This window comes from Candidatus Eisenbacteria bacterium, assembly GCA_035712145.1.
Lineage (GTDB): Bacteria > Eisenbacteria > RBG-16-71-46 > RBG-16-71-46 > RBG-16-71-46 > DASTBI01.
Genome location: DASTBI010000177.1, coordinates 1 through 21,866, shown reverse-complemented (window position 1 = coordinate 21,866; position 21,866 = coordinate 1). Strand labels below are relative to the sequence as shown.

Below are 21,866 nucleotides of genomic sequence, written 5' to 3'. Positions count from 1 at the left end.
TGCGGATCCACCATAGAAGGTCGAGGAGCAAAAGCTCGACGAACTCGTCCATGGTCCACCCCGATTCCAAGGCTCGCGCGCCAGGCGCGCGGTCAACCTATCGGATCGGCCGCTCGTGGGTTGGCAGCGCGAGCGGGGGAGACGGCTCCTGTCGTCTCACCCAGCGGTATCGGACTCCACGATGCCGGACTTGAGGCCGTCCGCGGCCGGCTCGGACGGACCAGCGCCGTGGGCGGGTCGGCCAGCTGCTTGAGCACCACCACGGTCAGGTCGTCCAGAGGACGGTCGGCGAAGCATCGCGCGGCCTGGATCAGCGCCTGGACCAGGTCCACCGCCCGCCGGTGCGCGTTCTGGTCCACCACTTCGCGGACGCGGTCGGTGCCGAACAGCTCGTCCGCGCGGCGGGCCTCGGTGAGGCCGTCGGTATAGATGAGCACCAGGTCCCCGGCGCCGAGATCGGCCCTCGCCTCGGGATAGTCCGCCTCGGGATCGACGCCGAGCAGGACGCCGCCCACCGCCATCGACTCCCACTCCCCGGAGCGGCGGCGGAGAAGCGGGGGCTCGAGCCCGGCGTTGGCGATCAGCACCTTTCCGGCGCGGACGTCGATGCGCGCGCACACGAGCCCCACGAAGTTCTCGGGATGCTGATGGCGGGCGAGCTCGAGGTTGAAGGTCTGCAGGAGCGACCCCGGATCCTGGCCACGCATGACCTCCGCCTTGAAGCGCGCCTGAACGCCGGCCAGACGAAGCGCGGCCGGGACGCCTTTCCCGGCTGCGTCGCCCACCACCAAGGTCAGCTCGCGCGACGAGCGCTCGACGAAGTCGTAGTAATCGCCGCCCACCGCTTCGCTGGAGAGCGTCGCCGCGGCGCAGTCGAGCGTGGGGTAGACCGGCGCGCGGCGCGGGAGCAGATGCGTCTGGATCGCGCCCGCCAGCGCCAGCTCGCGATCGAGCTCCCCGTGCGTGCGCGCCGCGTGACGCAGCGCGAAGTTCTCGAGCGCGAGCGAGAGCAGACGGGCGAAGCGCGAGACCGTCTCGACCTCGCGGCGATCGAGCCAGGGACCCGCCAGCCGGCGTCCGAGCAGGAGCGCGATCGGCCGTGGGGCCTCGCCGACCGCCATCAGCCAGTGGACGCCGAGCTCTCTCAAGGTCTGCCGATCGGCGGCGAGGAGCGTCAGATCGTCGATCGTCGCGATGCCTTCGCGGCCGGCCAGCGCATGGAAGACGCCTGGATCGAGCCGGGGCGGATCCTCGATCGGGCCCGATGGGCCGAAGCCGCGCACCGAGCCGTCCTCCACTTCGAGCGCGATGCAGAGATGCAGCCGAAGCTCCGAGGTCATGGCCGCGGTGGCCTGCTCGAGCACCTCGCCGCGCGTCTCGCCGCGCAGCGCGTCCAACGACAACGTCTCGGAGAGCGGACGTGACTCGCTCCAGGGTAGGACGACCCGACCCAGCGCGCGGCCGAGCGGACGTGCCGGACCCGCGAGCGCCGCGCCGACCCCGACGAGCGCCAGCGAGAGGCCTCCGTAGTCGGCGCCGTCCGGGCTGAGCGCGGTGGCCAGCTCTCCGGCGACGTAGACCGCGCCGCCGGTGAGCGCGAACAGTCCCGCCGCGACCGCCGCCCGCACCGCGACCCTGAAATCGAAGACGCGATGGATCACGGTGGCCCACGTGAACGAGAGCGGCACCAGCAGCGTGAGCACCACGAGGAGGCGCTCGCCCGGGACCGCGACGTCGGGAGCGAGATTGCGCCACACGGTGAGGGCGGCCAGCGGTCCCAGACCCAGCGCGGTGCCCAGCAGCGCGACACGCAGGCGGCGCCGCGCGTCCTCGGAGCCTGCGCGGAGATACGATCTCGCGAACAGCGCCACCGCGAGCAGCAGACCCGAGGCGAACCACACCGCGGCCGCTGCCTGCAGCAAGCCGAGCCACAGCGCTCCGGAATCGACGCCCGCGGCGCGGACGACCAGCGTGATGACCCAGCTCAGCGTCAGCACGAAGGCGATCCCGTAGGCGAGAGTGGCGCTTGCCGCCACCCGGCCGCGCGGCGCGCGGGGCTCGGGGAAGAGCGCGAAGAAGTGGATGCAGAGCGCCGGCAGCGCCAGCGTGGCGGTGGTGTAGAGCAGCTCGTGGAGCAGGCTCCAGGACGCCGAGCGCATCGCGGGCGGAGGCGCGAGCAGGACGGCAAAGGCCATGCAGAGGAGATAGAAGGGGCGTGTCAGCCGGTCGCGGCGCTCGCTCCACACCAGGCCACCGAGCAGCACGAAGCCCGAGGCGACGGCGAACAATGCGGCCAGCATTCGCCGCTCTCCAGGAGGTGGCCGAATGGGCATGAGGTCGAGGCGCTCGACCAGGTGTCCTCGGCGCCGGAGCAGCTCGATCGGCCGGCCGGGCGTGGCCCCGGCGAGCGGGCTCTGGAGCTCGTCGGACCGATGGGAGGTGGCCTGCAGCCGGTCTCCGGACCGGATTCCCGCTCGGTCGCCCGGGCTGTCAGGCTCCACCGCCATCACTTCGTCGCCGCGCAGCGTCAACCCGGTATAGCGCTGGGAAGGCAGGCTCAGCGCCGAGGCCAACAGCATGGCGGCGGCCGGCAGGATCAACCAGGAAAGCTGTTCGGCGGGGGCTCCGCGGTCCATGCGGGCGTGCTCCCTCCCTGGGCTACGGCCGGGAGCCTAGCAGGGTGGCGGACGGTGTCAACCGGACTCGCCACTTGGACGTGCCGCGCGAATGTGGCTATTCTCGCACTCAAGTCCCTTGCGTATCCAGCCGATACGCTTGATGTTCGGGGTGCCACGAGGCCCCTGTTCTGCAACCGGAGGGTTGCTTCACGATGCTGGTCCTAACAAGGAAGTTAGGCGAGAACATCCGGATCGGTGACTCGGTCAAGATCACTGTGCTCGAAGTTCGCTCGGGCCAAGTGAAGCTTGGAATCGAGGCGCCGCCGGAGATCAAAGTGCATCGTGAGGAGATCTACGCGCGGATTCAGGAAGAGAACCGCCGGGCGAATCGTGGCAAGACCGAGGGGACGGGTGCAGACCCCGGCCGCAAGGATCTGAACAGCAAGGACCTGAACAGCAAGGACTAGGCACGACGCAAGGGATGCAGGACAAGGCGCCGTGAGCGCGGCGCCGACCCCACCGCCGGCGAGGACGAATGACCACGACCCGCAAGACCAAACGCACCACGAAGCGCGCGCGTCCGCGCGCCCGCACGTGGAAGGTGCTCGAGGGTCCGGCCGACCAGGTTCGATGGTCGAGAGTTCAAACCGCGCAGGCCCGGATCGTCTCCGGCTACTACGAGCGCGACGATGTCCAGGGCGTGGTGGTGAACGAGATCCTCAAGGAGCTCGTCCGCCACTGATCGTGGTGCTCATTGGGCGCCCGCCCTCTGGGGCGGGCTTTTCTTTGCCCGGCGGCAGCCCGACCCCCTAGACTCGCGCGGCCATGGACGAGGCCCGGAGTCGTCGCCAATGAAGGCACGTGCGAGCGCGCCGAGGATTCCCCATGACGGCGTCCGGCGGGCGCTCCTGGATCACGATGACATCGGGATCCTGCTGATCGATCCGCAGGGCCGCGTGGCCGAGGCCAACGCGGCCGCCCTCCAGCTCCTCGGCACGACCGCGGCGCGAACCCACGGCGAGCCGGCCAGCGAGCTCTTGCGCACCGTGGTCTCGGGCGACGATCCGGTCGCCGATGCATTCCGCTCCAAGGCCTCAGAGCGCGAGGCCGTCCTCCACGCGCGCGGCGGCGCCGAGGTGCCGGTGCTGCTCCGGTCGCGACGCATCGGGAAGCCGCCCTGGCTGGTGATGGCGATCCGCGATCTGTCGCAGTCGCGCCGGATGCAGCAGGAGCTGCGGCGACACGAGCGGCTCGCCACGCTGGGCCAGCTCTCCACCGGCGTGGCGCACGAGATCCGCAACCCGCTCACCGGCATCGGCACTTCCGCCCAGGTGCTGCTCGGGCGCTTCGAGCCCCGCGACGAGCGGGCGCGATTCGTGCGCGTGATCCTCGACGAGGTGGCGCGTCTCGACCGCATCGTGAACAGCCTTCTCCAGTACGCGCGCCCGCGCGAGCCGGAGCTCAAGCCCACCGCTCTCGCCACCTGCATCGAGCACGTGCTCGAGCTGGCCGCCGATCCGGTGGAGCGCGCAGGCGTGCGCGTGGAGTTGGACGTGGCACGAGGGCTCGGGCCGGTCTACATTGACCCGGACCTGGTGACGCAGGTGCTGCTCAACGTCACGCTCAACGCGGTTCAGGCCATGCCGCAGGGCGGGCGTCTGCGCTACGAAGTGCGGCGCGTGCGAAGGCGCGGGCCTCCGCGCGGCGCCGGGCGCCGGGCTTCCGACCGGTCGCGGCGCAACGGTCGCGCGGTCGCGCGGCCGTGGTCCGTCTTCCAGCAGGTGCGAGTGATCGACACGGGTGTGGGGATTCCTCGCGGCATTCTGTCCAAGCTGTTCGATCCATTCTTCTCGACCAAGCCCGGGGGCACCGGGCTCGGTCTGTCCATCTGCCAGACCATCATGCACGAGCATGGAGGCTCGATCGCCGCGGCCAGTCGCGAGGGGCGAGGGACCACCGTGCTGCTCGACTTCCCGGTGGAGAAGCGTCATGGCGAAAGGCGAAGAACAGACTCAGACGCAAAGCGCGCAAAGCCTGCTCATCGTTGACGACGAGCGCTCGCTCCGGTTCAGCCTGGGCGAATGGGCGCGCGACATCGGCCTCCGGCCGCTGGAGGCGGCGGGCGGGATGGACGCGCTCGCGGCCGTCATCCAGGGAGGCGTCGATGCCGTCCTGCTCGACCTGAAGCTGGGCGAAGAGGACGGGTTGCAGGTGCTCAAGCGCCTGCGCGAAGAGGATCCGCGGCTTCCGGTGATCATGCTCACGGGTCACGGCACGGTGGAGCAGGCGGTGCGTGCCACCAAGCTCGGGGCCTACGACTTCATCCTGAAGCCTCCCGATCTCGCCCACCTGGGTGTCGTGGTGCAGCGCGCGCTCGAGCACGCGCGGCTGCGGCGGGAGGTCGAGCACCTGCGCCGCGCCTCTCGTCCCGAGCAGCCGCTGCTCGGCCAGAGCCCGGGCCTCAAGCAGGCGCTCCAGCATCTCGATCGCGTCGCGGCCAGTCCCGCCACCACCGTGCTGCTGCTCGGCGAGACCGGCACCGGCAAGGAGCTGATGGCTCGCCACCTCCACGCCCACAGCGCGCGGGCCGACGGTCCGTTCATCGACGTCAACTGCAGCGCGATTCCGGAGCAGCTCCTCGAGAGCCAGCTCTTCGGGCACGAGAAAGGGGCCTTCACCGACGCCAAGCAGTTCCGCAAGGGACTCTTCGAGCTGGCCCACGGCGGAACGATGCTGCTCGACGAGATCGGGGAGATGCCCTCGGCACTCCAGGCCAAGCTGCTGCGCGTGCTCGAAGGGCGGATGTTCCGGCGCGTCGGCGGCCATGTGGACGTGTCGGTGGACGTGCGTGTGGTCGCCGCCACGCACCGGGACCTCCAGCAGATGGTGGCGGAAGGCCGTTTTCGCGAGGACCTCTACTTCCGGCTCAACGTGGTGCCCATCCGCATGCCGCCGCTCCGCGAGCGCGCGCAGGACATCCCTGACCTGGCGCAGCACTTCGTGGCCCGGCTATCGAAGGAGCTGAGCCGGCCGATGGCCACGATCAGCGCCGACGCGATGCGCGCCCTGCAGGCCTACGCATGGCCGGGCAACGTGCGCGAGCTGCGCAACGTCATCGAGCGCGTCCTTCTGCTCGAAGCCGACGAGGAGATCCTCGCGTCCCATCTGCCTCCCGAGATCCTGGGACGGCCGTCGTCCTCCGGGCCCATGGGCGCCATGGCGTTCGAAGCATTCCCCGAAGGCTCCGTGCGGCCGCTCGCCGAGCTGGAGCGAATGGCCATCGAGCACTCGCTGAAGATCTGCGAAGGCAACAAGACCCGCGCCGCCCTCCGCCTCGGCATCTCGCGCCAGACCCTGCGAACCAAGCTCAACGAGTACCAGATGGGCGACGACGGGGAGACCGGCGAAGGGGTGTAGACCGACCAGGAAGCGATCATCGGCCATCGATCGGGCGGAACGAGGTTGGGCGGGCGAAATGCACTTGCATGAGCGCGCCCCGCTTTGGTCGGCTCGGTCTCCTCACGCTCGCCATTCCAGGCAAGTTCTCGGCTCGAGCACCGTCCCACCTCTCTAAGTCCCTTCCACAACGTCAGCTGCGCGGCGGCCGGCCGATGCCCCGAGCGCCGCCTTGGCGGGGCGAAGCAAGCGCACGCCAGCCGTTCAATTCGGCGCGCCGCCGCTGGCATGACCGCTGCAGTCCAGGCCTCCGTCCATCACCCCACGGAGGACCAGGTTCATGCCCCACATCCTGATCGTGGACGACGAGCCCGGAACCTCCTGGGCCCTCGCCGAAGGTCTCACCGACGACGGCCACACCATCGACACCTTCGGCACCGCCGAGGCCGCGCTGACCTGGCTCTCGAAGTCGCAGAGCGACCTGGTGATCTCGGACCTCCGTCTGCCCGGCATGAGCGGCCTCGAGCTGGCGCGCAAGCTGCGCCGCGGCCGTCATGCCCAACCCATCATTCTCGTGACCGCGTACGGAACGCCCGAGACCCTCCGTGAAGCGCGCACGGCGGGCGTGATGGAGTGTTTTGCCAAGCCGTTCGCCATGGATGGGCTGCGCCGCTCCGTCGCGCGCGCGCTCGAAGTGTCGGCCGACGAGCGTCGCCGCCGCACCCGCAGGCCGCGATGAGAGCGCTTCCATTGCGCCAGCGCCTGAAGATGGCGTGGAGCCGGATTCCGGCACGCGAGCGTCTGATGCTTGCACTGCTCTACTTCGAAGGCCTGACTCCGGTCGAAGCGGCGCGCGCCATCGGCTGCCCGCTTCGTGAGGTCGAGCAGGTCGTCGAGCTGCGGCTGTCCAAGCTCTCCGCACTCACCCGCCGCCGTCCGAAAACGGCGCGCGAGCCGCGACGCAAGGCAGCCTGACCGTGCCCGCCTTCGACCTCGGCAGCGGCCTCCGTGCCATGCCCGCGACGCGTGGCGCGCAGCTCGACCAGGCGCACGAGACGTTGCGCGCGCTGGAAGTCGAGCAGCGGCGGCTCGAGCGACTCGGCTTCGAGCTTCCCCTGGCGCGCTGCCATCAGCGTCTTCGCTACTGGCAGTTCGTGGCCGGCATGCTGGCCCTGTCTCCTTCGAACCACGCCGGACGATGAGCACGAGACCGCGCCGCCTCAAGCTGGTGCAGCGTCCGAAGGACGCGCCGAAAGATGGGCCCGTCGATCATCCGGCGCGCTGGAGCCGCTCCGGAGCGCGCACCATCGCGATCGCCAGCGGCAAGGGCGGAGTCGGCAAGAGCAACCTCGCCGCGAACCTGGCGGTCGCGCTCGGTGAGCGCGGGGCCCGCGTCCTCCTCGTCGACGCCGATCTCGCTCAGGCCAGCCTCGATCTGCTGCTCGGCCTTCACCCCCGCTACGACCTGCAGCACGTGCTGTCGGGGGAGCGGACGCTCGAGGACATCGTGGTGCAAGGCCCGCATGGGGTGCGCCTGATTCCCGCGTCCTCGGGTGTTCCCGAGTTGGCCGATCTCGACGACTACCGCCGCGAGTGCCTGCTGCGCGGACTGAGCGCGCTGGACCCTGGCGTCGACTTGATCCTGATCGACACCGCCTCCGGCATCTCCCGCACGGTGACCTCGTTCTGTCTGGCCGCCGACGAAGTGCTGGTCGTGACCTCGCCCGAGATGCCGGCGTTCTCGGACGCCTACAGCCTGATCAAGGTGCTGCACGCGCAGAACGTGTCCCGCGCGCCGCGTCTCCTGGTCAACATGGCCGGCTCCGCCGAAGAGGCGGAAGAGACGTCGCATCGGATCCGGCTCGTGGCGCGGCGCTTTCTCTCGCTGGAGCTCGAAGCCTGGGGCTACGTGCCGTTCGACCCCTCGGTCGGCCATGCCGTGCGGCTGCAGGAGCCGGTGGTCACGTCGTTCCCGCACGCCCCTTCGTCGATCGCTTATCGCGCGCTGGCGGAGCGCCTGTGGGATCCGACCCCGCAGGATCCGACCCCTTCCAGCCGGCCGCTCGTGTCGGAACAGCTCGAAGCCTAGGAGGAATCCCCAATGCCCCGTGCCGCCACCGTTCCCGCCCGCCGTGCGCCGTCCAAATCCGTGGCCAAGCGCCGGACGCCCGCGAAGCCCGCGGTGTCCGCAACGCCGCCGGTGACGTATTCGAAGGAAGACTTGCTGCGGCGGTTTGCGCCGCTCGTGCGTCACGTGGTGGAGCGCGTCGCGGCGACGCTGCCCCGCAACGTGGATCACGAGGACCTCTATTCGGCCGGTGTCCTGGGGCTGCTGGACGCACATGCCAAGTTCGACCTGAGCAAGGGCGTGAAGTTCGAGACCTACGCGGTCTGGCGCATCAAAGGCGCGGTGCTGGATCAGCTGCGAGCGCTCGACTGGGCCTCGCGCTCGATGCGGCGCAAGGCGCGCGCGCTGGATGGCGTCACCCAGCGCCTCGACCAGAAGCTCGGTCGTGCCGCCAGCGATCACGAGCTGGCCCGCGCGATGAAGATGTCCTACGGCGACTTCTATCGTCTGCTCGACCAGGTGCGGAGCGCCGTGCTGGTGTCGCTGGACGAGAGCCGCTCCGGAGAGGATCAGGAGCCCGGCACGCTGGGCGACCATCTGGCCGACCCGACGGTGATCAATCTGGAAGAGCGGCTGGCGGAGGAGGAGAGCAAGCTGCTGCTCCTTCGGACGCTGAACCAGCTGCCCGAGCAGGAGCGGCTGGTGGTGGCGCTCTACTACTACGAGCACCTCACGCTCAAGGAGATCGGACGCGCTCTCGGGATCTCGGAGTCGCGCGTCTCGCAGGTGCACACGCGCGCGATGTCACGCCTCCGCCTGCGCCTTCAGAACACCATGCAGGCGGCCGCCTGATGGACGACCTGATGAGCACGCCCACCGAGTTTCCGAGCCCGCCGTGGCGGGCGCTGCGGAATCGCCTCAGCGACCACGCCGCGAATCTCGCCGGCACCGGCGACGTGGCCGGCGCGGCGGTCCTCCGCACGCTGATCGAGAGCTGGTGGCGGGAACAGCAGCAGTGGGACGCCGCCGCGCGCGAGCTGCTGCGGGCGCATCACGAGATCAACAACGCGCTGGTCGGCGTCAGCGGCAACGCCCAGCTCCTGATGCTCGGACCCGCGGGACAGCAATCCAAGGTGCGCGATCGCCTGCAGACCGTGCTTCGCGAATCGGAACGCATCGAGCGCGCCGCGCAGCGGCTCTACACGCTGAAGAGCGCGCTGGAGAACGGAGAGTCGGATGGGATCGACACCTCGCACGCCGCCTGAGACGCCGGCCGCGGAGCCGCGTTCGCGCCGGCCGGAAGGGGGCGAGCGTCGCCGCGCGTCGCGGTCCTTGTGGGCCGCCTGCGAGGCGCTGCTCTCCGCGCACGAGCCGCGCGCGCTGAACCGCGCTCTCGACGCGCTGGTGCAGGCCTTCGACTGCGAAGGGGTGACCCTCATGGCGCTCGGCCCCGACGGCAGCCTCCAGCCTTGGTGCTCGCGCGGCGCCTGGGAGAGCAAGGCCGGGGATCTGCGCGCCTGCCTGACGGTGCCGCTCCTGCGCGGCAGCGAGCGCGTCGGCACCCTCGCGCTGCGCCTGCCGGCCGGCCGACGCTGGGCCCCGGCGCAGCTCGGACTCATCCGCACCGCCGCCGGAACGCTCGGCGCGGCGCTCGGCGCGCGCCTGGAGCTGCAGCGGCTTCGCAATCAGCCGGGGCGCGACGCGGTCACCGGACTGCCCGACTCGCGCGCCTTTCACGCGCGCCTGCAGTCGGAGCTCGATCGCGCCCGCCGCCACGGGGCGCCGCTCAGCCTGGTGATGGTGGACCTGGATCGCTTCGGATCGCTGAATGCTCGCCATGGCCGCGAAGCCGGCGACCGCGCGCTGATGGAAGTGGCTCTGGTCCTGCGTCTGACGCTGCGCGAATCCGATACGCTCGCCCGCCTCGGCTCGAATCGATTCGGCGTGCTGCTGCCCGAAGCCGACGCGGTGCCGGCGCATCGATGCTCGGAGCGTCTGCGGCTGGCGCTCGAGGGGCATCGCTTCCCGCGCGTCGGGCGAGTGACCGCGAGCTTCGGCATCGCGGCGAGTCCGCGATCGGGTGTCGAGCCGCTCGAGCTGCTGGACGCGGCCGAGCGCGCCCTGTCGGTGGCGAAGAAGGCCGGACGGCGGCGCGTGCAGCTGGACGAGGCGCATCATGTCCACTGACGGGTCCCCCGACAGGCCGCCGCGACTCCTGGCGGATGCGGGGAGCCCGAATCTCGAGCTGACACCGACCGATCCGCCGCGCGTGCTGGTGGTCGATGACGAGGAGACCGTCGCCGACCTCTGCCAGGAGTTCCTGAGCGGTGAAGGCTACGACCTCCACGTCGCGCGCAGCGGCGAGCAGGCGATCCGCATGCTGCCCCAGGTGCGGCCCGATGTGATCCTGACCGACATCAACATGCCGGGGATGACCGGGCTCGAGGTGATGCGCTTCGCCAAGCAAGCCGACCCCGAAGTGTGCGTGGTGGTTCTCACCGGTCACGCCTCGACCGCCTCGGCGATCGACGCGCTCCGCCAGGGCGCCTACGACTACGTCACGAAGCCGTTCGATCTCGAGGCGGTGCACAAGATCATCAAGAGAGGGCTCGCGCACCGGCGTCTGCGTGTGCTCAATCGCGAGCTGATCGAGGAGCTGCGCCGCAAGAACGACATCCTCCAGCATCACGAGCAGGAGCTGCGCGAGCGGGTTCGGATCGCGACCGCACAGATGACCATGCTGTACGAGGTCGGCAAGGAGATCAGCGCCAACCTCGAGCTCGGTCCGCGTCTCGCGGTGATCTGCCAGAAAGCGGCCGAGACCACCGGAGCGCGCGGCGCGATCGTGTTCCTGCGCCGCGAATCCGAGGAAGACTTCGTCGCCGCCGCCTCGTACGGCGTGCCGGAGCTCCAGACCCAGCCTCTGGCCAAGTTCGTGGAGGGGCAGACCGATCTCGGCTTGAGCGCGCTCGAGCACCGGCCCATCCGGCGCGCGGCCTCGAGCCCTGACCGTCTCGACCTTCCTGGCCTGGAGCGAGGCGCCGAATCGGTGCTCGCCGTGCCGATGGTCGTCGAGAGCCGGGTGCTGGGCGTGCTGGGGGTCATCGACAAGCCGGAGGGCTTCACCGCCGACGACGAGAGCTTTCTCACCCTCTTCGCCTCGCAGTCCGAGATCGCGGTGAGCAACTCGCAGCTGTTCGAGAACACCAAGAGCCTCGACCGGCTGAAGTCCGAGTTCGTCGCCGTCGTCTCGCACGAGATCCGCACCCCTCTGACTTCCGTGAAGGGCGCCATCGAGCTGCTCACCGACGAGCGCTACTTCAAGAACAACGACCAGCAGGCCAAGCTGCTCACCATCGCCCATGCCAACACCGAGCGGCTGCTCACCCTGATCGGCGACATCCTCGACTTCTCCAAGCTCGACTCCGGCTCGCTGCCCATGCACTTCGAGCGCCAGCGCATCGAAGCCGTGGTGACTCAGGCGGCGCAGAACCTGCGCACGCTGCTCGAAGAGCGGAGGATCGAGCTCGACCTCGTGATGGCTTCGGATCTCCCGGATCTGATGCTCGACCCGAACCGCATCGCCCAGGTGGTCACCAATCTGCTGTCCAACGCCATCAAGTTCTCGCCCGCGGAAGGCCATCTCGAGATCACGGTCGAGAACTGGGAAGGCATGGTGCGGGTGGGCGTGCGTGACCACGGAGAAGGCATCTCCGCGGACAATCTCCCCAAGCTCTTCCAGAAATTCACCCAGATCGATTCGACGTCCACTCGCCGCGCCGGAGGCACCGGTCTCGGGCTGGTGATCTGCAAGGGCATCGTCGAGCAGCACGGCGGGCAGATGCGTGTCGAGAGCGCGGTCGGCCAGGGCAGCACCTTCTACTTCACGCTGCCTCCGGCCCCGGCCGCGAGCCCCACCGCGGCGGCCGATGCCGCCTGATCCCGTGAAGCCGGACGTCGCGCCGCCTTGCCCGGCCTGCGAGACGTCTCAGCCCGATCACCGTCGTTCGTCGCGGGCGCGCAGGGCGGGGGATGAGCCGCGCGTGCTTCTGATCGAAGACCTGGACGCGCTCGGGGCCGATCCCGGGGACGCTCGTCGCCGCGCGGCGCGCATCCTGGCCGCCGGATACCGCGTGACGTGGATCGCGGTCGCGCCGCCCGGTCGTGCGCGCAACGAGGTCAGCGGCGCGATCGAGGCCAACGTGATCGAGTTCGACGACGCCCGGGAGAAGCTCACGGCGCTCACCGCGGAATCATGGGACCACGTCATCCTCGCTTCGGCGTCGGCCGGAGGAGGTCCACTCGCGCGATGGCTTCCGCGCCGCGCGCGCTGGTGGCCGACCGGCTTCTCCTCGGGCCACGATGCCGAAGGTCTGGCCCGCGTGGCCGCGCGCGCGCTCGGCGGGCGGCGGCTCGAACCCTTGGACGGCGCCGCGGCGTGGGGTGCTTCGTGGCTCCTGGGATGGTCCGAGATCGACGCGCCGGCCTCGCGCCGGCCCGGACTCCCGCTCTGGGACGGCGATCTGGTGCTGGCGCTGTCGGGTCTCCATGGCGCGAGCGGAGGCGCCACGATCGAGGCTTTCGCCACCGTCGCCGAGGATTGGAGCGGCGTGGATCTCGTGGCCTGGTCCCACCCCGGGTCCGCCGCCGAGCGCCGGGCGCGCGCGTTCGACATCGAGCTCCGCGTTCATCACGTCGGGCCCGCGCCACGGCTCGCCGAGTCCTCGTGGCTCGCGCAGGCCTCGGCGGCCATGCTGTCCAGCGGTGCTCGCATCTCCGCGGCGCTCGTGTTGCGCACGCTGGCCGCCGGCTGTCCGCTGCTGTGGGTGGCGCCGGCCGGAAGCTCTGCGGCGGTCGCGCGCTGGCTCGCGGACCAGGCGTGCGCCTGCATCGTCGCCGCGGACGCCGCGGCGATCGCCGATCAGCTCGGCGCGCTGCTCGAGCGTGGCCCCGAGGTGGAGCGCATGATCGAACGCGGCCGCGCGCTGGCGGCACGGCACGACCGCCTCGGCGTCATCGAACGCCTCCACGCGGCGATCGCGGCGCCTGCGGCTCGTCGCGCGGCATGAGCGGCTTGCGCCGCCTCCACGCCGCCCGCTAGGGTCGAAACATGCGCATCCTGGTGACCGGAGGAGCGGGCTTCATCGGCTCGCATGTCGTCGACGGTTTCGTGGCGCTCGGACACGACGTCGCGGTGTTCGACAACCTGTCCACCGGCCGTCGCGAGCACATCCACGACAAGGCGCGCTTCTTCCAGGCCGACCTGGTGGATCCGGCGGCGGTGGAAGCGGTGCTGAGCGAGTTCCAGCCCGAGATCGTCGACCACCACGCGGCACAGATCGACGTGCGAAAGTCCGTCGAGGATCCGAGGCGCGACGCGGAGATCAACATCCTCGGCTCGATCTCGCTGCTCGAGAGCTGCCGCCGCCACCGCGTGCGCAAGGTGATCTACGCCTCGACCGGCGGCGCCCTCTATGGCGAGGCGCGCTTCCTGCCGGCGACCGAGGAGCATCCCGTGAACCCCGAGGCGCCCTACGGCGCCAGCAAGCACGCGTTCGAGCACTACCTCTACATCTGGAAGCTGCTCCACGGGCTCGACTACACCGTGCTGCGCTACCCGAATGTCTTCGGTCCGCGTCAGAACCCGCATGGCGAGGCGGGGGTGAACGCGATCTTCATCGGCCGCATGCTCGCGGGCGAGCGCCCGATCATCTTCGGCACCGGCGAGCAGCAGCGGGACTATCTCTACATCGACGACGTGGTCGATGCCAATGAGCGGGCGCTCACCCGGGGCTCGGGCGAGATCGTCAACATCGGCACCGGCATCGGGACCTCGGTGCTCCAGATCTTTCGCGAGCTGCAGAGCCTGCTCGGCTTCGCGCAGGAGCCGATCTTCGACAAGGCGCGCCCCGGCGAAATACAGCGCATCTGGCTCGACGCGGCGCGCGCCCGGGAGGTCCTCGGCTGGACGCCGCGCGTGTCCTTCCGCGAAGGCCTGCAACGCACCGTGGAGTGGAGCCGGGTGGCGCTCACCGGCTGAGCGACGCGCTCAGCGCGTGAGGCGCAGGGTCAGCGACGCGAACGGCTCGCGGCGCTCGGCGCTCTCGACGTGGCCGCCATTGCGGATCCAGGTGAAGCCTGCGCTCGCCGCGACGTCGATCCCGCTGGCCGGCCAGTAGCGCAGCCCGAGCTCGACGGCACGCTGCGTCTCCACCACGCCGGCGAACTCCATCACGTCCACTGGCGGAGAGCCCGGAACGTAGGTGGAGTCGAGGCCGCTCTCGCCGAAGTCGCTGCGAGCGGCGATGCCGAAGACCTGCCAGCTCACCGTGGGATCCCAGGCGATGCGGACGCGCATGCGCCGCGAGTCCGGCCCGGTGGGGAAGCCCAAGGGCTCGCCCGCAGTCACGAACGCCCGATCGTAGTACGACGTGTAGACGAAACGCGAGAGCCGGGTGTACTCGGTATTCCAGCGCACCCGTGTGCCGCGCACCGTCCCTACGCCTTCCAGACCGACCTGGTAGCCGTATTTGTTGACGGTTCCCGTTTCGTCGGTGTTGAGATCGTCGATGAGCAGCTCGGAATAGATGCGGGTGCCGGGCGCCACGCGCCACGCCGCGTCCACCCCGGCGATGACGTTGTTCCGGAGCGTCGACACCGACTCGGGCTCGTCGCGCACCAGCAGGCTCTGGACGATCGAGTAGGGAATCACGCCGACCGCGTAGAGGGGCACCCAGCCGGTCGCCTGGTAACGGGCGGCTTCACTGACCCCGAGCCGCAGGTTGTCGAGCGGCTGCCACTCGAGGCGGTGCGCCGCCATCTGCATCCCCGCGGCGCTCTTCAGCGTGGCGTTGATGATCATGCCGTCGGCCCGAAGCGGCTCGATCCGCATGCGGAAAGTCACCGCCGAGAAGGCGGGCGAGGTCTTGGAGAGAACGAGCGATCCCTCCTCGCCCGGGCCCCAGTGCCACCGGCTCCTGCCGACCGTTGCGGCCCAACGCTCGCGCGCCCCGGTGTAGGAGATCTGGCTCTTGTCGGTGAGCAGCACCATGTCGTTGTTCAGCTGGCGTTCGGCAAACCGGTCCGAGTCTTCGACATGGCCGCCGATGACATCGGCATAGGCGAGCCAGCGCCCGAGCTGCGCGGCGAGCCGAAGCCTGATCCCGCTTCCCGACGCGAATTCGGCCAACTGTCCCTCGGCGACGGTACCGCGTCCCTCGACGCCCAGCGACGCCTCGAGGCGCTCGTCGTCGTAGACGAGCTGCATCAAGCGGGGAGTCGAGCCGGAGACCCCGAGGTCCCGGGCGATGGCCCGCGACAGGCGGAGGCGCGAAACCTCCGCGGCCCGCGACAGCGGCCGGTCGAGCGCGGGAAGGTCGACGACCTGGTTGGGAAGCATGCCGCGACGGGGAAGGCGAAGCGAATCCCCGCTGATCTCCAGCACGCGGATCTCGTCTTCGAGCACATCGCCGGTGGGCACGTCTCCAACCGGAATGTCGTCGAGCGGCGTGGCGGAGGCGTGCAGGAAGAAGCCGAGGGTCCCGGCCACCACGAGCGCGCTGGAGAGGAAAAGGGCTGGGAGATGAAGCACGTCTTGATCGATCCATCGACCGCGAAGCATGCAACGCGCATGCTACCAGCCCGTTCGTGCAAGTGGCCAGCAAGGGGATCTTGGGCGCTCGCCCGACCTCGCCGTGATCCATGACGCGGATTTGAGGGGGTGGAATCCCTGTGCTAACGTCCGTCGCTCTTCACGGCAGGTGGATCCCTTCGGCCGCTCCCGGGCGGCCGTTTGCGCTTGAACGACGGAGGCCCCATGCGTCCCGGGAATCCCGAGGCGCTGCAGCAGACATACGACCCGGTGCGCATCGAAGCGCGCTGGTACTCGGAGTGGGAGTCGCGCGGCGTCTTCCAGCCTCCCAGCCCTTCGAGTGCGTCACGCGCGCCGTTCGTGATCATGATCCCGCCGCCCAACGTGACCGGGTCGCTCACCATGGGCCACATGCTGGGCGAGTCGCTGCGCGATCTGGTGGTGCGCTGGCAGCGGATGGAAGGCCGCGAGACCCTCTGGGTCCCCGGGATGGATCACGCCGGCATCGCCACCCAGAACGTCGTGGAGAAGGCGCTGCTCGAGCAGGGCAGGACCCGGCAGGCTCTGGGGCGCGAAGGCTTTCTCGCCGAGGTCTGGGCGTGGAAGGAGCAGTACGGGGGCCTGATCCTCAAGCAGCTCCGGCGGCTCGGCATCTCCGCCGACTGGTCGCGCGAGCGCTTCACGCTGGATCCCGAGTACAGCCGCGCCGTCCTGCTCGTGTTCCAGAAGCTCTACGAGAAGGGTCTGATCTATCGAGGGCACCGGATCGTGAACTGGTGTCCGAGGTGCCAGACCGCGCTCTCCGACGAGGAAGTCGAGCACGTGGAGACCGACGGCCACCTGTGGACGATTCGCTATCCGGTGCGCGATCCCATCAAGGGCGGTCCATCGCACATCGCGGTGGCGACCACGCGGCCCGAGACCATGCTCGGCGACACCGGGATCGCCGTGCATCCCAGCGACCGGCGCTACAAGAAGTGGATCGGCAAGACCGCGGTGCTGCCGCTGGTGCGGCGCGAGATCCCGATCCTGGGCGACGACCAGGTGGATCCCAAGTTCGGCACCGGAGCGGTCAAGGTCACGCCCGCCCACGACCCCAACGACTTCCTGATCGGGCAGCGCCACGATCTGCCGCCGATCGTGGTGATGGACGAGCGCGCGATGATGAACGACAACGCCGGCGACTTCCGCGGCCTCGACCGTTTCGAGGCGCGCGCGAGGATCGTCGAGGCGCTGCGCGACGCCGGTTATCTCGAGAAGGTCGAGCCGCATCGGCACACGGTGGGCCACTGCAGCCGCTGCGACTCGGTGATCGAGCCCTACCTGTCGCTCCAGTGGTTCGTGAAGATGGCGCCGCTCGCCGCGCCGGCCATCGAGGCGGCGCGCCGCGGGCGCGTGAAGTTCTTCCCCCCGCGCTGGAAGAAGGTCTACCTCCACTGGATGGAGAACATCCGCGACTGGTGCATCTCGCGCCAGCTGTGGTGGGGGCATCGCATTCCGGTGTGGTACCGGGGCGAGGAGATGGTGGTATCGCCCACGCGTCCCGAAGGCGAGGGCTGGACGCAGGACGAGGACGTGCTCGACACCTGGTTCTCGTCCTGGCTCTGGCCTTTCGCCACGCTCGGCTGGCCCGAGGACACCGAGGACCTGAAGCGCTATTACCCCAACAGCCTGATGGTGACCGGCAGCGACATCATCTTCTTCTGGGTGGCGCGCATGATCATGGCGGGAATCGAGTTCAAGGGCGAGGTTCCGTTCCCGCACGTGTATTTCACCAGCATCGTGCGGGACCTGCAGGGCCGGAAGATGTCCAAGTCGCTCGGCAACTCGCCCGATCCGCTGGCGCTCATGGCGCGCTACGGCGCCGATGCCACGCGGTTCGTGATGATCTACCTGACCCCGACGGGCCAGGACCTGCTGTTCGACGAGCGCCGGGTGGAGACCGGGAGCTTCTTCGCCAACAAGCTGTGGAACGCCGCGCGCCTGGTGTCGATGCGGCTCGGCGACGAAGACCTGGGCAGCGTGAAGGAGAGCGCCCTCACGCTCACGCTGGCCGACCGCTGGATCCTGTCGCGGCTCGCCAACGCCATCAAGGACACCACGCGCAATCTCAAGACCTACCGATTCAACGAGGCGGCCAACACCGTCTATCACTTCGTGTGGAACGAGTACTGCGACTGGTACCTCGAGATGGCCAAGCCGCGCTGGGCCGACGACGCGGATCCCGCCGACCGCCGCACCGCCCGCTGGGTGGCGTGGAAGGTGCTCGATGGCATCCTGCGCCTGCTGCACCCCTTCATGCCGTACGTGACCGAGGAGATCTGGCAGGCGCTGCCGCACGACGGCGACTTGCTGGCCACCTCGTCGTGGCCGCGAGCGAGGAAGGCGTGGTTCGACGCCGAGACCGAGCGCCAGGTGGGCTTTCTTCAAGAGTTGGTGGTGGCGGTGCGCAACCTGCGCGCCGAGAACGGGCTCCCGCCCGGGCGCAAGGTGCCGGTGGTGCTCCGCGGAAGTACCGAGCAGCTCGACATGGTGGAGCGCCTGGCCGAGCAGCTGCGCCCGCTGGCCAAGATCGAGAAGCTCACGCTGTCGCGCGACGGCGCGCGTCCGGCCGTGGCCGCCTCGGCCGTGGTGCGCGGCGCCGAGGTGTTCCTTCCCCTCGAAGGCCTCGTGGACCTGAACGAAGAGCGCGCCCGGCTGGCTCGCGAGGCCGACAAGCTGCTGCGCGACCTGGAGAACAGCCGCAAGAAGCTCCGCAACCAGGACTTCCTCGCGAAAGCGCGGCCCGACATCGTGGAGCGCGAGCGCAATCACCTGGCGATGCTGGAGGAGAACCTGGACAAGCTACGGCGCGCCCAGGAGAGCCTGCGGGCGGTGCATCAGTAAGGGTCTCGCGTGTTGTCGTTTCTTACTCTCCCCAGGGAGAGCAAGAAGTTGCCAAGTCGCTAGGCGCGTCTCCCCGGCAGCGCGGCGATGAGGATGTCGACGATGCGCTCGCCCGCCCTGCCATCCCCGAAGGGATTCGTCCACTCGCCCTTTCGTCCGCGCATGGCATGCGCCGCGCGCACGATCGCGTCCGGATCGGCTCCCGCGAGCTGATTGGCCCCGACCTCGACCGACTCCGGGCGCTCGGTGTTGTCGCGCAGCGTCACGCACGGCACGCCCAGACAGCAGGCCTCCTCCTGCAGGCCTCCCGAATCGGTGAGCATCAGGCCGGCCTGGTCGTGGAGCGCCAGGAACTGGAGGTAGGGAAGGGGAGGAAGCGCGCGCACCACGCCGTCGAGCGCAATGCCGGACGTCTCCAGCCGCTTCGTGGTCCGTGGATGGAGCGCGGCCAGCACCGGCATGTTCATCTCGCGGCCGCAGCGCGCCAGTCCTTCGAAGATGCCTTTCAGACGGCCGAGGTGGTCCGTGTTCTCCGCCCGGTGCACGGTGGCGAGCGCGTAGCGGCCGGGCTCGACGCCGAATCGCTCGAGCACCTTCGGATCGCGGGCGCGCTCGCGCTGACGCAGCACTTCGTCGACCACCGTGTTGCCGGTCACGTGGACGCGGGCTTCCGCGATGCCCTCCGTGCGCAGGATCCCGCGGGCGTGCTCGGTGGGGGCGAAGAGGAAGTCGGAGAGGTGGTCGGTGAGGATGCGGTTGATCTCCTCCGGCATGGTGCGGTCGTAGGAGCGCAGCCCGGCTTCCACGTGACCCACCGCGATCCCGAGCTTCTGCGCGGTGAGCGCGGTGGCGAGCACGGAGTTGGTGTCGCCTTCCACGAGCACCACGTCAGGCCGCTCCTGGGTCAGCACCGGCTCCATGCCGCGCACGATGGCGGCGATCTGATAGGCCTGTGAGCCCGAGCCGACTTCGAGGTTCAGGTGTGGCGGCGGCAGCTCCAGCTCGCGGAAGAACACGCCGTCCATCTCGTCCGAGTAGTGCTGGCCCGTGTGCAGGATGCGGTAGTCCACGCCGCGGGCGATGCAGGCACGGATGACCGGCGCCATCTTGATGATCTCGGGCCGCGTGCCGACCTCGATCGCGATCTTCACCGTGTGGATCCGGCGCTCGCCCGTTCGGCTTCCTGCAGACGCCGCCTCAGCCGGGCCGAGCTGAAGCGCGTCAGCGATTCCAGGCGGCGCCGCGCCAGCAGGCCGAGCGTCTGCCGGATGGTCTTGAGCACCTTCATCTTGCTCTGACCCACGCGCTCGCCGTAGTCGAGCACGAAGCCGATCTCGTGCGCGCGGACGCCGAGCGGGCCGAGGCGCAGCAGCAGATCCATCACCGCCTCGAAGCCCCGTGCCGTGCACAGCTCTTCGCCATAGGCGATGCGCGCGCGGCGCAGGATCGGGACCCGGAAGGCGCGGAAGCAGCAGGTGTAATCGCGCACGCCCGGGATGGGATAGAGCGCCTGGAAGGTGAGGCGTCCGACATCCGAGAGCGCGCGCCGGTAGCCGGGGACCCCGTGCACCTCGGCGCCCGCGCGATAGCGGGAGGCGATCGTGAGGTCGTATCCGTCGGCGAGCTTGCCGACCAGCGTGGGGATCATCGCCGGCGGATGCGTGTTGTCGGCGTCGAGCGTCACGATCACGTCGTCGTCGGTGGCTTGGTCGAGACACCAGTAGATCCCGGTGCGCAAGCCGGCGCCGAGCCCGCGGTTCTGCTCGTGGCGCAGCACCGTGAGCGCCAGCGCGCCGCCGCTGTCCTTCGCCGCGGCCTCCGCCTCGGCGATGGTGCGGTCGGTGCTGCCGTCGTCCACCAGCACGGCGCGATACTCGAGCCCCTTGCCCTTCATGCCCTCGACCAGCGCGAGCAGCGTGGGGCGGATGACCTTCTCCTCGTTGAAGGCGGGGAAGATGACGTAGATCACCGAGGCCTCGCCGCCAGCTCCTCGGCTTCGCGCTGGAGCTGAGGAATCATCGATTCGACCACCGTGCAGCAGGAATTCCACGAGTTCACGCGCGGATAGACCTGCGCGGTGGACGCCAGGTAGAGCCGGCCGGGGATCACCGACGTCGGGGGGCAGACCTTGCGGTAGCCGACGCTCCAGATCGGCTCGACGAAGGGCGCGCGGAACAGGAACTCGTCCACGATGGTGCGTCCGGCGTCGGGGAAGAGATCCGCGAGGTCCTTGCGGTAGCCGGCGAGGATCTCCTCGTCGGGCTTGTTGTACAGCGGGCTCGAGCGGTGCGTGTAGTTGAGCAGATACGTCACGTAGAGGCCATTCGACCGCTCGAGCGGCACCAGGTTCGACATCTCCACGACACCCTGCGCGTTCGCGCCGCTGTCCACCAGCGGCATCCAGTAGTAGGAGGAGAGCGGTTTCCTCAGCAGGAAGACCGCGCACACCACGCCCTGGTAGTCGAGCTTCAGGTTGGCGAGCGCGGGATCGAGACACAGTCCGCGCGTCATCGCCTGGAAGTGCATCAGCGGCGTGGTCGAGACGACGCGGTCGAACACGAGGCGCTCGCCGCCGGCGAGGCGAACCGCCATGCGCTCGCCTTCGCGCTCGATGGATTCGACGCGAGTCTTGAAGCGGATGTCCGCCCCCTGCTCGCGCAGCCGCGTTTCGATCGTGTCGATCAAGGACTTGTATCCGCGCTTGAGGCAGCCTTTCCGCTCCTGTGCGCTGCTCTTCTCGCGGTTCATGCGGCTCGACAGCCACAGCGCCGGCAAGGCCGGATAGCTGTCCCCCATCTTGGCCTCGAGCATCGGCTTCCACACGATCTCGAACGCCTTGTCGCCGGCCAGGCTGCGAATCCACTTCTCGATCGGGATGTCGTCGAGGCCAGGCTGCACGCCGATCTGCCGGGCCCGCAGTCCCATCCAGCCCATCCGGATGCGATCGAGGATGGGCAGCGGGGCGAATCGCAGCAGGTCCATCGGAGTGTTCATGGGATAGACGCGACGCTTCACCATGAATCCCATGGAGGTGTCGCGCCACAGGAGATCGCTCTCCATCCCGACGTCGCGGATCAGGCGCACCAGCGCGTCATCGTCGGGGAGGATGCAGTGGTAGAAGCGCTCGAGGTGTCCGTCGCGATACGGGAACGTTGTGCCGAGCCCGCCGAGGAAGTCCTCGCTCTCGAACAGCGTGACCCGATGGCCGAGCTGTCCGAGCCGGAAGGCCGAGCTCAGACCCGAGATGCCGCCGCCGATGACGGCCGCGGTGGGAGATGGGGGTGACGAAACGTTCAGCTCGACCTCC

20 protein-coding genes are annotated in these 21,866 nt (G+C 69.4%); 15 read left to right on the top strand and 5 right to left on the bottom strand.

Annotation, left to right across the window (positions count from 1 at the left end):
• Nucleotides 1-92: 92 nt before the first annotated feature.
• Nucleotides 93-2,636: a SpoIIE family protein phosphatase gene (locus VFQ05_12060; GenBank protein ID HET9327499.1), complete on the bottom strand. Its 2,544-nt coding sequence runs from the start codon at nt 2,634-2,636 to the stop codon at nt 93-95.
• A 194-nt stretch (nt 2,637-2,830) separates the two neighbouring features.
• On the opposite strand from VFQ05_12060, the gene csrA reads away from it, so the two are divergent.
• From csrA to VFQ05_11990, 14 genes are all read left to right on the top strand, one after another.
• Nucleotides 2,831-3,085 carry a carbon storage regulator CsrA gene (gene csrA / locus VFQ05_12055; GenBank protein HET9327498.1) on the top strand — a complete coding sequence of 85 codons (255 nt, stop codon included), beginning with the start codon at nt 2,831-2,833 and terminating at the stop codon, nt 3,083-3,085.
• 68 nt (nt 3,086-3,153) lie between these two features.
• Nucleotides 3,154-3,360: a hypothetical protein gene (locus tag VFQ05_12050; GenBank protein HET9327497.1), complete on the top strand. Its 207-nt coding sequence runs from the start codon at nt 3,154-3,156 to the stop codon at nt 3,358-3,360.
• A 109-nt stretch (nt 3,361-3,469) separates the two neighbouring features.
• Nucleotides 3,470-4,666 (top strand): ATP-binding protein, encoded by a 1,197-nt coding sequence (locus VFQ05_12045; protein ID HET9327496.1) that lies wholly within the window; start codon nt 3,470-3,472, stop codon nt 4,664-4,666.
• Complete coding sequence (locus VFQ05_12040; protein ID HET9327495.1) at nt 4,608-6,035, top strand: sigma-54 dependent transcriptional regulator; 1,428 nt, start codon at nt 4,608-4,610, stop codon at nt 6,033-6,035. Before VFQ05_12045 ends, VFQ05_12040 begins: the two co-directional genes overlap by 59 nt.
• 319 nt (nt 6,036-6,354) lie before the next feature.
• Nucleotides 6,355-6,753, top strand: a complete 399-nt coding sequence (locus VFQ05_12035; GenBank protein HET9327494.1) for a response regulator — start codon at nt 6,355-6,357, stop codon at nt 6,751-6,753.
• Nucleotides 6,750-6,989 carry a hypothetical protein gene (locus VFQ05_12030; protein ID HET9327493.1) on the top strand — a complete coding sequence of 80 codons (240 nt, stop codon included), beginning with the start codon at nt 6,750-6,752 and terminating at the stop codon, nt 6,987-6,989. Before VFQ05_12035 ends, VFQ05_12030 begins: the two co-directional genes overlap by 4 nt.
• Before the next feature lie 2 nt (nt 6,990-6,991).
• Nucleotides 6,992-7,216 (top strand): hypothetical protein, encoded by a 225-nt coding sequence (locus VFQ05_12025; protein HET9327492.1) that lies wholly within the window; start codon nt 6,992-6,994, stop codon nt 7,214-7,216.
• Complete coding sequence (locus VFQ05_12020) at nt 7,213-8,103, top strand: MinD/ParA family protein (protein HET9327491.1); 891 nt, start codon at nt 7,213-7,215, stop codon at nt 8,101-8,103. The genes VFQ05_12025 and VFQ05_12020 overlap by 4 nt, the downstream gene beginning before the upstream one ends.
• 12 nt (nt 8,104-8,115) lie before the next feature.
• Complete coding sequence (locus VFQ05_12015) at nt 8,116-8,934, top strand: FliA/WhiG family RNA polymerase sigma factor (protein ID HET9327490.1); 819 nt, start codon at nt 8,116-8,118, stop codon at nt 8,932-8,934.
• Nucleotides 8,934-9,347 (top strand): hypothetical protein, encoded by a 414-nt coding sequence (locus tag VFQ05_12010; GenBank protein HET9327489.1) that lies wholly within the window; start codon nt 8,934-8,936, stop codon nt 9,345-9,347. Before VFQ05_12015 ends, VFQ05_12010 begins: the two co-directional genes overlap by 1 nt.
• On the top strand, nt 9,319-10,269 hold the full coding sequence (locus tag VFQ05_12005) for a sensor domain-containing diguanylate cyclase (protein HET9327488.1): 951 nt from the start codon (nt 9,319-9,321) through the stop codon (nt 10,267-10,269). The genes VFQ05_12010 and VFQ05_12005 overlap by 29 nt, the downstream gene beginning before the upstream one ends.
• Nucleotides 10,259-12,022 carry an ATP-binding protein gene (locus VFQ05_12000; protein ID HET9327487.1) on the top strand — a complete coding sequence of 588 codons (1,764 nt, stop codon included), beginning with the start codon at nt 10,259-10,261 and terminating at the stop codon, nt 12,020-12,022. The genes VFQ05_12005 and VFQ05_12000 overlap by 11 nt, the downstream gene beginning before the upstream one ends.
• 103 nt (nt 12,023-12,125) lie before the next feature.
• Nucleotides 12,126-13,151 carry a hypothetical protein gene (locus VFQ05_11995; protein ID HET9327486.1) on the top strand — a complete coding sequence of 342 codons (1,026 nt, stop codon included), beginning with the start codon at nt 12,126-12,128 and terminating at the stop codon, nt 13,149-13,151.
• A gap of 41 nt (nt 13,152-13,192) precedes the next feature.
• Nucleotides 13,193-14,122: an NAD-dependent epimerase/dehydratase family protein gene (locus tag VFQ05_11990; protein ID HET9327485.1), complete on the top strand. Its 930-nt coding sequence runs from the start codon at nt 13,193-13,195 to the stop codon at nt 14,120-14,122.
• A 9-nt stretch (nt 14,123-14,131) separates the two neighbouring features.
• On the opposite strand, the gene VFQ05_11985 is transcribed toward VFQ05_11990, so the two are convergent.
• Nucleotides 14,132-15,673: a capsule assembly Wzi family protein gene (locus tag VFQ05_11985; GenBank protein HET9327484.1), complete on the bottom strand. Its 1,542-nt coding sequence runs from the start codon at nt 15,671-15,673 to the stop codon at nt 14,132-14,134.
• A 225-nt stretch (nt 15,674-15,898) separates the two neighbouring features.
• Here VFQ05_11985 and VFQ05_11980 point away from each other — a divergent pair, with 225 nt between their 5' ends.
• Nucleotides 15,899-18,559 carry a valine--tRNA ligase gene (locus tag VFQ05_11980; GenBank protein HET9327483.1) on the top strand — a complete coding sequence of 887 codons (2,661 nt, stop codon included), beginning with the start codon at nt 15,899-15,901 and terminating at the stop codon, nt 18,557-18,559.
• A gap of 59 nt (nt 18,560-18,618) precedes the next feature.
• On the opposite strand, the gene wecB is transcribed toward VFQ05_11980, so the two are convergent.
• The 3 genes from wecB to VFQ05_11965 all read right to left on the bottom strand — a co-directional run.
• A complete protein-coding gene (gene wecB / locus VFQ05_11975; protein ID HET9327482.1) occupies nt 18,619-19,710 on the bottom strand; it encodes a UDP-N-acetylglucosamine 2-epimerase (non-hydrolyzing) in 1,092 nt (363 codons plus the stop codon).
• Complete coding sequence (locus VFQ05_11970; protein HET9327481.1) at nt 19,707-20,528, bottom strand: glycosyltransferase family 2 protein; 822 nt, start codon at nt 20,526-20,528, stop codon at nt 19,707-19,709. The genes wecB and VFQ05_11970 overlap by 4 nt, the downstream gene beginning before the upstream one ends.
• A partial coding sequence (locus tag VFQ05_11965; protein HET9327480.1) for an FAD-dependent oxidoreductase occupies nt 20,525-21,866 on the bottom strand: 1,342 nt, incomplete at its 5' end. The genes VFQ05_11965 and VFQ05_11970, both read right to left, overlap by 4 nt.

Coding starts and splice junctions, on each gene's coding strand:
- VFQ05_12060 (HET9327499.1), bottom strand. CDS start 2,636: ATGGACCGCGGAGCCCCCGCCGAACAGCTTTCCTGGTTGATCCTGCCG.
- csrA (HET9327498.1), top strand. CDS start 2,831: ATGCTGGTCCTAACAAGGAAGTTAGGCGAGAACATCCGGATCGGTGAC.
- VFQ05_12050 (HET9327497.1), top strand. CDS start 3,154: ATGACCACGACCCGCAAGACCAAACGCACCACGAAGCGCGCGCGTCCG.
- VFQ05_12045 (HET9327496.1), top strand. CDS start 3,470: ATGAAGGCACGTGCGAGCGCGCCGAGGATTCCCCATGACGGCGTCCGG.
- VFQ05_12040 (HET9327495.1), top strand. CDS start 4,608: ATGGCGAAAGGCGAAGAACAGACTCAGACGCAAAGCGCGCAAAGCCTG.
- VFQ05_12035 (HET9327494.1), top strand. CDS start 6,355: ATGCCCCACATCCTGATCGTGGACGACGAGCCCGGAACCTCCTGGGCC.
- VFQ05_12030 (HET9327493.1), top strand. CDS start 6,750: ATGAGAGCGCTTCCATTGCGCCAGCGCCTGAAGATGGCGTGGAGCCGG.
- VFQ05_12020 (HET9327491.1), top strand. CDS start 7,213: ATGAGCACGAGACCGCGCCGCCTCAAGCTGGTGCAGCGTCCGAAGGAC.
- VFQ05_12015 (HET9327490.1), top strand. CDS start 8,116: ATGCCCCGTGCCGCCACCGTTCCCGCCCGCCGTGCGCCGTCCAAATCC.
- VFQ05_12010 (HET9327489.1), top strand. CDS start 8,934: ATGGACGACCTGATGAGCACGCCCACCGAGTTTCCGAGCCCGCCGTGG.
- VFQ05_12005 (HET9327488.1), top strand. CDS start 9,319: ATGGGATCGACACCTCGCACGCCGCCTGAGACGCCGGCCGCGGAGCCG.
- VFQ05_12000 (HET9327487.1), top strand. CDS start 10,259: ATGTCCACTGACGGGTCCCCCGACAGGCCGCCGCGACTCCTGGCGGAT.
- VFQ05_11990 (HET9327485.1), top strand. CDS start 13,193: ATGCGCATCCTGGTGACCGGAGGAGCGGGCTTCATCGGCTCGCATGTC.
- VFQ05_11980 (HET9327483.1), top strand. CDS start 15,899: ATGCGTCCCGGGAATCCCGAGGCGCTGCAGCAGACATACGACCCGGTG.